The sequence below is a fragment of the Paenibacillus auburnensis genome (assembly GCF_927798115.1).
Taxonomy (GTDB): Bacteria; Bacillota; Bacilli; order Paenibacillales; family Paenibacillaceae; genus Paenibacillus_AQ; species Paenibacillus_AQ auburnensis.
Map to the genome: position 1 here is coordinate 172028 of NZ_CAKMMG010000012.1, position 6229 is coordinate 178256.

At 50.4% G+C, this 6229-nt stretch carries 5 protein-coding genes, 1 rRNA gene and 1 riboswitch; all 6 genes read right to left on the reverse strand.

The annotated features are described in order from the left end of the window. Nucleotides 1-55: 55 nt before the first annotated feature. Nucleotides 56-157, reverse strand: a riboswitch (purine riboswitch). Between the two features lie 199 nt (nt 158-356). The 6 genes from L6H70_RS26375 to rrf all read right to left on the reverse strand — a co-directional run bounded on the left by L6H70_RS26375 (nt 357) and on the right by rrf (nt 6227). Beyond that, complete coding sequence (locus L6H70_RS26375) at nt 357-791, reverse strand: universal stress protein (RefSeq protein WP_206103087.1); 435 nt, start codon at nt 789-791, stop codon at nt 357-359. Nucleotides 792-841: 50 nt separating this feature from the next. Further along, complete coding sequence (locus tag L6H70_RS26380) at nt 842-1105, reverse strand: DUF1294 domain-containing protein (protein WP_236337216.1); 264 nt, start codon at nt 1103-1105, stop codon at nt 842-844. A 94-nt stretch (nt 1106-1199) separates the two neighbouring features. Beyond that, on the reverse strand, nt 1200-2444 hold the full coding sequence (locus tag L6H70_RS26385; RefSeq protein ID WP_236337209.1) for an MFS transporter: 1245 nt from the start codon (nt 2442-2444) through the stop codon (nt 1200-1202). A gap of 300 nt (nt 2445-2744) precedes the next feature. Next, nucleotides 2745-4883: a DNA topoisomerase III gene (locus tag L6H70_RS26390; RefSeq protein ID WP_236337210.1), complete on the reverse strand. Its 2139-nt coding sequence runs from the start codon at nt 4881-4883 to the stop codon at nt 2745-2747. 204 nt (nt 4884-5087) lie between these two features. Beyond that, nucleotides 5088-5906, reverse strand: a complete 819-nt coding sequence (locus tag L6H70_RS26395; protein WP_236337211.1) for an acyl-[acyl-carrier-protein] thioesterase — start codon at nt 5904-5906, stop codon at nt 5088-5090. Nucleotides 5907-6110: 204 nt separating this feature from the next. After that, nucleotides 6111-6227: ribosomal RNA gene (gene rrf, locus L6H70_RS26400) — 5S ribosomal RNA — on the reverse strand. Between the last annotated feature and the right edge of the window lie 2 nt (nt 6228-6229).

The window sequence follows — 6229 nt, forward strand, 5'->3', positions numbered from 1 at the left end:
AAGTCAAGCGCAGAGCTCGCCGCCCCGTATACCGGAGCGGCGCTTAAGAGCTGTTCTAGTCATCCTATTTCCTCGTAGTCCGGCAATTTACGGTTACCGGGTAGAAACTTCCGGGCCCTATTCCCGGTTTTATACGAGCTCTTCATAGGTTCAGTTTAACAATGCCCTACACTTCGTGTCAACTTAAACACGAACATTGTTATTTCCAGCCGTCAAAACGTTCGCTTTTGGGCACAATCAAATTCCTGAAAATGGCTAATCGAACAGCGAATGGCCTCTTTCTCCACGTTTATGCTTCCTGTAGAACTATAGAAAAAAGGGAGGAACACCTAAGCGTCCCGCCCGCTAACCCTCTATTATTTTACGACCAGTACCGGAATCCGGGAGCTTTGTACCACATTATGGCTTACGCTGCCCAGGACAAATTCACGTATTCCTCCAAGTCCGCGGCTGCCGATGACAATAACATCCACATTCTGCTCCTTGGCATAATTCAGAATCACTTCAGCAGGAGAACCCTGCAGCAGCTCAACAGTCGCATTCAGGCCTTCCTCTTCCAGACGTCCCTTCACTTCTTCCGTGGTCTGCACTGCCAAATCATAATAATCCTTGTTCACTGAAGCCGGCAGAGGCGCGAGTGCTTCCCCGATGAAAAACCGCGGGAATTCAAATGCGTGTACGACGTAAATGGAGGAACCGGGAGTTACCTTAGCCAGTTCGATCGCCCGCTCCAATGCCTGATTGGAAGCTTTTGACCCGTCATAGGCGAGCAAAATTTTAGAGAATAACATATACGCCACCTCTTTCTGTTTTGTGTAACCAGTAGCCTATTTTCAAAACACTATCTTAAAAAATACCCATACAGCAGGATGTTAAGCACTAGCAGCAGCGGAATTCCGATCCGGAAGGAAGTATGCCTTGTTTTATGCCGTTTGCGGTACATCGCAATCCATATACCCAGTGCGCCGCCCATAAACGCCAGCAGAAACAGCGTCTTCTCCGGCACACGTTCACGCCGCGCGCGGGCTTTATTCTTGTCTTCGGACATCACCACATACGCGATGATATTAATCAGCACAAACCACAGCAGCACGCCCCTGACCATCTTTCCGGCCCCTCCTTCTTGCATCCTATCTACTTCCTATTATATTCCCCTTTGCCTCAAAAAACCAATAATCCTCACATCAGCTGCCAAGTATCTACCCCGCTCTGTGAAGCCTTTTGGCAGCTGCTGCGGGCTCACGAATCCATACCCAGGATAATACCGCAGCCAGTGCCGCAGCAAATCCGCCCAGCCAAAAACCGCCTCTGAGCCCATAGGCAGCACTCATCCACCCGGCCACAAAAGGGCCTCCCGACATGCCAAATGCATAGACTGCCTGATAGAAGCCCATCGCTGTAGCCCGTTTAAACGACTCTACTCCCGCTACCGACTTGCCCAGCAGCAATGGAAAAATCAGTCCCTGCATAAAACCATTCCCCACCTGTGTCGCACACAGCGCAGCAAGCGTCGGCATGGACGGGATCAGCAGGGTAAACAGCGCACTCCCGGCAAAACCCAGCAGCAGAGTCCCTCTATCTCCGAGCAGCCTGCCAAACATCCGGGAGCCATAAAGTGTGGCTGCAGCATGCGGCACCATGAAAGATAACGTTAACCAGCCGAGGCTTTCCTTACTCGCACCTATATCAAGCGCCTGGTTAGGCGTGTAGCCGAACATGGTAATGAAGAGAACACAATGCGCCAGTACGGACAACAGCGAGACTTTGACCAACAGCGGTTCCTTCATTACACCCGCCAGGTCTCTGAGCCGGATCCCGCCTTCGCGTTTCGCCTGTCTCTGTTCAGGTAAACGCAGCGCAAGCAGCATAGCAAGTACCGCTACAATACTTCCGGCTATAAAAGGAGTGTTCCATCCCCAATGCTCAACCATATAGCCGCTGATCATCATGCTGGATAATTGGGCAATGACAGTGGTGAACTGCAGCATCCCCATCGCTCGCCCCGCTTCCTCCTTTGGAAAATACCCCGCAAACATTACCGAATATACGACCCAGGCGGAGGCTGCAATCCCTGACACAGCACGGGCCACCAATGCCCAGACCGGATCTGCACCGGCCATAAAAATCAGACAGCTCGTGCCGCTAGCGATCAGGCCCAGATAAATGAACGGCCGCCGCCGGTTCAGATAATCCGACCCGATGCCGATAGGCAGCCGGCACAGAATCTGCATCAGCCCGTACACACCAAGTACCGCACCGACCATAATATAAGATGCACCGAGATGCTCCACATAAGGTGAGAGTACCGGAACATAAATATAAGAAGAGAACCAGAACATAAATACGATAGCTAAAAAGTAAATCCGGCTGTTTCCTTTTCCATTAGAAGGCCCAGCCGCCACCTGCTCCTGATCATACTGCCTTTCTGCTTCTGAAGGTACCACTCCAATATCACTCCATTCACATTTGCCGGGATCTCTCCTCCCGGCCTAATTCCTTTCAGTAAACCATATCTTTCTTACATATAACAGTAGCAATCTTATTTCATTTCACGTAAGCAAAATTCCCAGTATGCTCTCACGCATATAACCTGTGCAGTCCTTTAACCTAAACAAGACCGCAGATCATCTCCGCAGTCTTGTTCACGCACCTCTCACAAACAACCTTATACAAGGACGTTCGATCCTTACCCGGTATTTAATTTCCTTATTAAGGAATAAAATGCCACGGTAAACCAGCCCGAACTATTCTCCCTTTGCCTTTGCTTCCATTGCGGCTTTGAGCAGATCACCAAGATTTGAGCCTACACTTTCCGGCTTGCTATACTGCTGTACCAGCTTTTGCTGCTCACGCTTATTGATATGTTTATGGTCCTTATCCATGGTTTCGGTTATTCCGCAGCCCAAACACTGCACGTAGAGCCCTGCCTTGCCCTCTTTAAGTTCCATTTTTTTATGGCATTGCGGACAGCGCCGGTTGGATAGTTTCTTTTCTCCTGCCCGGGTATAACCGCAACCGTCCGCCGGACATACCAGCAGCTTGCCGCGCTTCGTCTTCTTTTCTAACATTCTCGTTCCGCATTCCGGACAATGGCTGCTGGAGACGTTATGCGGTTTGTATTCCGCACCGCTGCTTTTAACACCGGATACCAGCTCCTGTGCCATACTGCGGATACCTTGCAGGAAAGGCTCCGACTTACCCTGTCCGCGGGCGATCTTCTCGAGCTCGGCTTCCCAGCGCGCAGTCAGCTCCGGTGTACGCAGCTGCGCCGACACCAGCCCTATTAGCTGTTTGCCCTTACCGGTCGGATGCAGCAGATTGCCTTGGCGTTCAATCGTGTCTGAGCTAACCAGCTTCTCGATGATATCTGCGCGTGTAGCCGGGGTTCCCAGCCCGTGCTTCTCCATCTGAGTCAGCAGTGAAGCTTCATTATAACGCTTTGGCGGCTGTGTCCGCCCCGGACGGATATTACAGCGCTGCACTTTTACAGTCTCGCCTTCGCGAAGCTCAGGCAGCTTCACGGTGCTGGCTGCAGGCTCATCTGCCGTATTCTCCTCATCTTCATCACTGCTCATATCTCCGCCATAAACCTCACGCCAGCCCGCATCCTTTACTGTCGTGCCTTTGACATAGAAGCCCTCGCCTTCAACGGTTACCGTTACTGCAACGGCATCATAACGGGCGGGAGGATAAAATAAGCTGATAAAGCGGCGGACAATCAGATCATAGAGCTTCCGCTCCTCTGCGCTGAGCAGATTCAGCAGAACCGTCTGTTCGGTTGGGATAATGGCATGATGATCGCTTACCTTGCTGTCATCCACGATCCGCTTCGTTATCGACAGCGGCTTACGCAGCAGCGGCCGCGCTAGTGCTGCATAAGGGCCGACAGCCACACTATCCAGACGTTCCTTCAAGGTTCCTGTCATATCGGAAGTCAGATAGCGGCTATCCGTACGAGGGTAAGTAACCAGCTTATGCTGCTCATATAACCGCTGCAGCACACTCGAGGTCTGCTTAGCCGAGAACCCGAATTTACGGTTAGCATCCCGCTGCAGCTCTGTAAGATCATAAGCCAGCGGGTGCGGCTCGCTTTTTTCACTTTTCTGCACCTTTGTGATCCGTCCTGTGCTTCCAGTAAGCTTGTCTTTAAGCGCAATTGTCTTTTCCTTCTCAAAAATACGCCCGTCCCCGCCCGGAGCACGCCAGCCTGCCTGAAAGCTTCCGAAATCAGCAGTCAGCAGCTCATATTCCTGCGAACGGAAGCCGGTAATTTCATTTTCCCTGTCCATAATCATGCCCAGAGTCGGTGTCTGAACCCGGCCGGCTGACAGGGGTGCACCGAACTTGCAGGTGAGAGCACGGGTAACATTAAGCCCGATCATCCAGTCCGCCTCAGCACGGCAGCGGGCTGACTCATAGAGCCGGTCAAAATCCCGCCCGGGGCGCAGCGACGCGAACCCTTCCTTAATGGCCTTATCCGTCTGCGAAGAAATCCACAGCCGCCGGAACGGCTTTTTCCAGCCCGCCATATTCATAATCCAGCGTGCCAAGAGTTCCCCTTCACGCGCCGCATCCGTGGCAACGATCAGTTCATCAATATCCTGCCGCTTCATTAGCTGCTGTACTGCCTTGTACTGCTGGCTTGTCTCCCGCAATACCTTCAGCTTAGCTTTTTCCGGCAGAATCGGTAAGTCTTCCAATGCCCAGGCTGCAAATTTATGATTATAATCCTCCGGCTCAGCCAAGCCGACTAGATGCCCCAGCGCCCAGGTTACGACATATTTAGGACCTTCAATATAACTCTTCTGTTTATTCACGCAGCCCATGACACGCGCAATCTCGCGCGCAACCGAAGGCTTCTCCGCAAGCACTAATACCTTCATAGTTCTCTCCCTTCCAAATCAACAATTTATTATACCATTATTCAAAAGCCTGCAAATCAATCATCAGGCTGTTTCATCGATTCCAACCCTATCTTTAACGGCAAACAAGCCCGCATCTGCTCAGCAGACACAGACTTATTTGGATAAGGTTTTATCCATGCAGCAACCCCTTAAACCGAGCAGTTGCAGTACCCGTTCTAGATCCTATTGTCCGAAACTCAGGCAAGCCTCAAAAAATACCCGATCCTCACCTTGGCCTCGTACATAAATGCCCTCTTCAGTCCGGGAAGACCGCATAATACTAAAATCCTCACCATACTTAGCTTCCTGTGCATAAGTGATCTGCAGACCGGTTAGCCTCGATTCTTCCCATTCCTCTAAAGTGAGCGCATCACAGCATAAATCTACATATCGTGCATTGTTAAGGTGTCCGTTATTGTCGAGTCCGCTATACCTAACCTGATAACGATAAGCCTCCTGCAAAGGAACATCTGCGGGTATTACTACTTTATCCGGCAGACTTCCTACTGAATCCTCAAGATAGGGCTCTACTGCTATCGGCAAGGCCGACGGGCGGAGTATCTTTCGTTTATCAATGTCCACAAGAGCCCAAATCGAGCGCGCCGACGCAATTTCTACGCTATCCTCGTCAAAAATCCTATAATCGCGCTGCCAGAGTGCTCCTTTGTTCCCTTTGCTCCAGGTATGTACTTTAAGAATTTCGTTTGGTAAAGGCAGCCGATGAATATCCACAATCAGCGTAATAACCATCCAGCCCATTCTTGCCTCAAGCATTTTATCTATACTTAACCCCAGACTGCCTACAGCTGAATCCGCAGCACGCTGCATAATATCTAGAAGAAAGGACAGCTTGCCCCTGGACTGAAAGTCTGTGTCACTTGCATGTACCGTAAAATCCTCTGTCCACAAAAGATTACTTGGCTTGTCCATAACTTTACGCTCCTTTACGTATTCATTCACATTATCCAGTGAAGTATCCACATAATCTATATCTCTATCCACACAAATTGGGGAGTACTTTTTAATTATTTGGAACTTTAAGAATCTATCCACATGTGCATAAGTTTTCTTTTCCCGCTAACTCTCAATGGTTATACACACATATTATAACAGCAACCCAATGCTGCAGCATTCCTAGGACACTTATCCCCATTACTAAAAGACACAAAAAAAGCCATTGTCGATGAATCAACAATGGCTTCATGTGCTTGGCGGCGTCCTACTCTCCCAGGACCCTTCGGTCCAAGTACCATCGGCGCTGGAAGGCTTAACGGTCGTGTTCGGGATGGGTACGCGTGGAACCCTTCCGCTATCGCCACCAAACG

Bases quoted from the DNA above. Each gene is read 5' to 3' on its own strand.
- L6H70_RS26375 (WP_206103087.1), bottom strand. From the start codon at position 791: ATGTTATTCTCTAAAATTTTGCTCGCCTATGACGGGTCAAAAGCTTCC.
- L6H70_RS26380 (WP_236337216.1), bottom strand. From the start codon at position 1,105: ATGGTCAGGGGCGTGCTGCTGTGGTTTGTGCTGATTAATATCATCGCG.
- L6H70_RS26390 (WP_236337210.1), bottom strand. From the start codon at position 4,883: ATGAAGGTATTAGTGCTTGCGGAGAAGCCTTCGGTTGCGCGCGAGATT.